General features: G+C 55.4%; 5 protein-coding genes. All 5 read left to right on the top strand.

Features of this window, described 5'->3' with window-relative positions:
• Positions 1 to 373: 373 nt before the first annotated feature.
• Positions 374 to 1,018, top strand: a complete 645-nt coding sequence (locus ACOI1H_RS23885; protein WP_422440691.1) for a tyrosine-type recombinase/integrase — start codon at positions 374 to 376, stop codon at positions 1,016 to 1,018.
• A 3-nt stretch (positions 1,019 to 1,021) separates the two neighbouring features.
• Positions 1,022 to 1,276, top strand: a complete 255-nt coding sequence (locus tag ACOI1H_RS23880; protein WP_422440690.1) for a WGR domain-containing protein — start codon at positions 1,022 to 1,024, stop codon at positions 1,274 to 1,276.
• Between the two features lie 284 nt (positions 1,277 to 1,560).
• Positions 1,561 to 2,238, top strand: a complete 678-nt coding sequence (locus ACOI1H_RS23875; RefSeq protein ID WP_422440689.1) for an AAA family ATPase — start codon at positions 1,561 to 1,563, stop codon at positions 2,236 to 2,238.
• The gene (locus tag ACOI1H_RS23870) at positions 2,222 to 2,479 is read left to right on the top strand and encodes a hypothetical protein (RefSeq protein ID WP_422440688.1); all 258 of its coding nucleotides are present in this window, start codon (positions 2,222 to 2,224) and stop codon (positions 2,477 to 2,479) included. The genes ACOI1H_RS23875 and ACOI1H_RS23870 overlap by 17 nt, the downstream gene beginning before the upstream one ends.
• Before the next feature lie 296 nt (positions 2,480 to 2,775).
• Positions 2,776 to 3,846, top strand: coding sequence for a replication initiator protein A (locus tag ACOI1H_RS23865; protein WP_422440687.1), 1,071 nt, complete (start codon positions 2,776 to 2,778; stop codon positions 3,844 to 3,846).
• Positions 3,847 to 4,137 lie beyond the last annotated feature (291 nt).

Below are 4,137 nucleotides of genomic sequence, written 5' to 3'. Positions count from 1 at the left end.
TTGCGCAGCTTGTCATCGCCATCAGTGGGTAGCCCCGCCAGAGATGCTATTGGCTCCTTCATTCTGAATGGCCTGAAACCACAATAACTGGAGGCCAGTCGCAGAAATTATGGACATTTATACACGTATTTACCTGCGTATAGCGCAACATTGGCGCTAACATTGGGTGAAGCCGCGCTCATCGCGCTGGTCCAGTTGCGCTGATAAGATCTGCTTTTCGACCTTCATGCGAGCTTTCTGTTATTAGCTCGCATGGCGACCAGTGGGGTGGAGCGTTATAAAACAGGGCTATCAGGCAGTTTCAGTGTTTCCCGGCTTCCACGACGCACGCTTTCCCGCCATGATGGGTGCAGAGCCTGCAAGGATCCACCCGATGACCGACGCCCCAAAAGCGGCCTGGAACCGCGGCAAGGTGGTGGGCAAGAAGCCGCCCCTCACCCCGGACGAGGTCAGCCTGATCCGGCTGCTGCTGCGGCAGGACGGCCGGACGCAAGCTGCGGCGGTCCGCGATCTCGCGCTGTTCAACGTGGCTCTCGATACCTGCTTCCGGGGCTCCGACCTGGTGCGCCTGCGGGTTGCCGATGTGGCGACGCCCCTCGGGGTGCGCGAGATTGTCGAGATCCGGCAGAAGAAGACCGAGACCCGGAATGCCCGCCCGGTCCAGGCGCGGCTGTCTGCCGTGACGCGCGACAGCCTGCGTGTCTACCTGGCCACCGAAGAGCGGCCGCTGCATGGCTGGCTGTTCACGGGACAAGGCGTGCGGTGGTCGCATAGTCACTTAAGCGAAAGCCAGCTCTGGCGGCTGTTCAAGGGCTGGCTGGTCCGGGCCCGGCTCGATCCGGCCCTCTACGGGCTGCACTCCCTGCGTCGCACCTTCCCGACCTACATCCACCAGCAGACCGGCAACCTGCGCGCCGCCCAGCTCCTGCTGGGACACGTCAGCATCGAGAGCACCAAGGAGTACATCGGCACTGAGCAGGCCGAGGCGCTCGATATCGCCCGCAAGTATCATCTCTGAGCCATGCAGACCTATCTTGAGAAACGCCACGCCGCGACCAATCAGGCCCGCTATTACCGCATGCTGGTGCTGCCCAATTTGTTCGGAGCTTGGACGCTCTACCGGGAATGGGGCCGGATCGGTCAGGGCGGACAGGTCCGCATGGACTGGTTCGACAGTGAAGATCTCGCTGTGGGGGCGCTGCTCGTGCTGGAAGCCGCAAAACGCCGGCGCGGGTATTGGGTCGAGCCGCAGCAATTGGCCATGTTTAGGGAGTGAGCCTGTGTGAAACGCGGTCAATTACGTTTTGGCAATCCAGCGGTATCAAAGAGACGCATGTCGCTCACGTGAACAGGATGCCCGCAAAGCGTTGAGCGAGGAAGCATGGAAAGGGCCCCTGCCCGTCTATGCGCGGGATCTGTGCTAAGATCACAATCTTATAAAGTGGTATTATACCGTTGGATACCTAAAGGTATCCAACGGTATAATACCACTTTATAAGATAGACATTCCAATCCAAAACTACTCATGCATACTATTTGAAAAACAAAGGAGGCATAGGCATGCCCGTCATATCATTCGCAACGTCTAAGGGCGGAGCTGGCAAGACAACATCTGCGATCGTGTTGGGCACTGAGCTGGCTGAAGGCACTCAGGTTATCATGATCGACGCTGACCCGGCAAAACGCCTGACACGGTGGTCAACACTCGCGGCACTACCCACCTCACTGCGCGTCATCACCAGTCAGGGCGAGCGCTTCATTCAGGACGAGATTTCAGACGCCCAGAGCAAGGCAACATTCGTGTTGATCGACTTGGAAGGCTCTGCCAGTCGCCTGACATCATTTGCGATCGCGGAGTCAGATCTGGTTGTCATCCCGTCCGGCGAAGAACAGCAAGATGCCGATGCTGCCATCGAAACGTTGGCGGAGATTGAGATGGAGGGCAGGGCACGGCGGCGTGGAATCCCGGCCGCAATCCTTTTTGCCAGGACGTCTGCAGCCGTGAAGAGCAAACTTGAGAAGCATATCCATGCGGAGATGATGAAGGTCGGCCGGGTTATGGATACCGAGCTTCATCGCCGGACGGCATTTTCGTCTCTTCATAATGCTGGTGGCGGCCTGCGTCAGCTGGATCCGTCTGATGTGAACGGGATCGACAAGGCCCTCATCAACGCACAGGCGTTTGCGTCTGAAATCATCGATATTCTGGAGGAGACTCGCCATGCCAAAACCGCTTGATTTTGACCGTTTAAAGCAATTTGAAACGCGCTCTGCAGAAATGGTCGAACCTAAACCCGTTGCTGAGAGGGCAGGGGCTGTCGCACCGCGTTGGCCAAGTCGTGAACCTGTCATGGATGGGCAAATCAGCGTTAAAGCACCCCTTGATGTTTTAGATCGGTTCAAGCGAATCTGCAAAGATGATCGACGGACTTACGCTGATATGCTTGGCATTCTCATGGACCGTTACGAAGGGAAGTAATTGTTCGGTCTGGTTGGTAACTGGCTCGCTTGAGTGCGTTGGTGTTTATATGTGTTTGAATCAGTGTTACGCCTTCTAAAACCAAGCGTAGACGACTGATGATAAACGGAAAATCTCTATCCTTGGTTCCTGATACCCCGAATCAAAGTTCCTGATACCCCGAATTTTGGTTCCCGATGTCCGCATTCCGTGAGGTAGTTGCAAATGGCATGCTGTGAAGCAAGAACTCGCTATGGGTTCCTGATACCCCGAATTCAAAGCTTGACGATGGTTCCTGTTCCCCCGAATGTCGGCACATGTTAGTTCCTGATACCCCGAATCTACTCGATCAGCTGCTTCCTGATCGCCATCCGCAAGCGGATTTCTTCATCTGTGATGTTGCTGATGCGGTTCTTAAAGATCTCATGCCGAGCATGGAGCACCCGTTTTACGCGCTGAGCAAGAAGCCGGATACTGCGATTCGTCGTTACGAGCATGAAGGGAAGTGGTTGGAGGTTGTCCCCAGTGTGAAGGGTCAGGCCACTATCTACGATAAAGACATCCTCATCTATGTGGTGTCGCAGATCATGCATAAGCTCAACCGTGGTGAACAAGTCGAGCGGCGTCTTCGGTTTAACCCGCGCGATCTCCTGATCTTCGTGAACCGGGGCACGGGTGGCAAAGACTACGGTGCCTTTTGCGAGGCCATCGACCGTCTGATGGGGACGGTGATTAAGACCAATATCACCACCTCAGGATCTGACGCCGACTTGCCTATGGGTGATGAAGAGCGGCTTGGGTGGTTTCACCTCATTGAAAAGGCGCACATTCAGCGAAAGAACAACGCTGATGATGGTCGCATCATGTGGGCTGAGATCGAAATAAGTGAATGGATTTTCAACAGTATCCGGCGCAAATCCGTCCTGACGCTTCATCGCGACTATTTTCGTCTGCGGAAGCCTATCGAGCGGCGTGTTTACGAGATCGCACGCAAGATGTGCGGATCACAAACGTCTTTCGAGATCGGCCTCAACAAGCTCTTGAAGCGAACGGGGGCACGGACGGAGCTGAAGCGCTTCCGACATACACTGAAGGAAATTGCGACCCACAACCACTTGCCTGACTATCTGGTCATGTTTGACGAGGAGCGCGATGTGGTGGTGTTCCAGAGCCGGGGAACCGTGGTGTCCGTCAGTGGGAAGGACCGTCCTGAGATCAGTGATCTGAAGCCGGACACTTACGAACGGGCACGGGCTGCAGCCCCTGGTTGGGACGTGCGAGTTCTTGAGCAGGAATGGCGCGCCTGGGCGGGTAAAGTTCCAAAAAGTGCAGACGCGGCGTTCGTAGGGTTCTGCAAGAAGCGGTTTGCCGAGAAGGGGCGGCCGTGACTTCGGGGTATCAGGAACCTGCCAACGAGGCCAGCACTCGCGCAAATACTATTGAATCACATTGCCATTTGGACTATCAAAAAACTAGTGGTTCAGAACGCAGTGAATATGCCCTCTGCACCACAAGTTCAACTTTGCCAGCGTTTGCCCGCTCTGCTGGCGTCTCATAGTTTGCTGATCGCAAACAATCTGACACGTTAACAGCCCTACACATATGTGTTCGGGCGGCGGAGAAGTAAGTTGAACACACACAAACAACCCCATTACCCGATTTCTTGTCTTGGCCTAGTT

The organism is Loktanella sp. DJP18, from assembly GCF_049310965.1.
Taxonomy (GTDB): domain Bacteria; phylum Pseudomonadota; class Alphaproteobacteria; order Rhodobacterales; family Rhodobacteraceae; genus Loktanella.
This window is presented reverse-complemented; position numbering and strand designations above follow the sequence as displayed.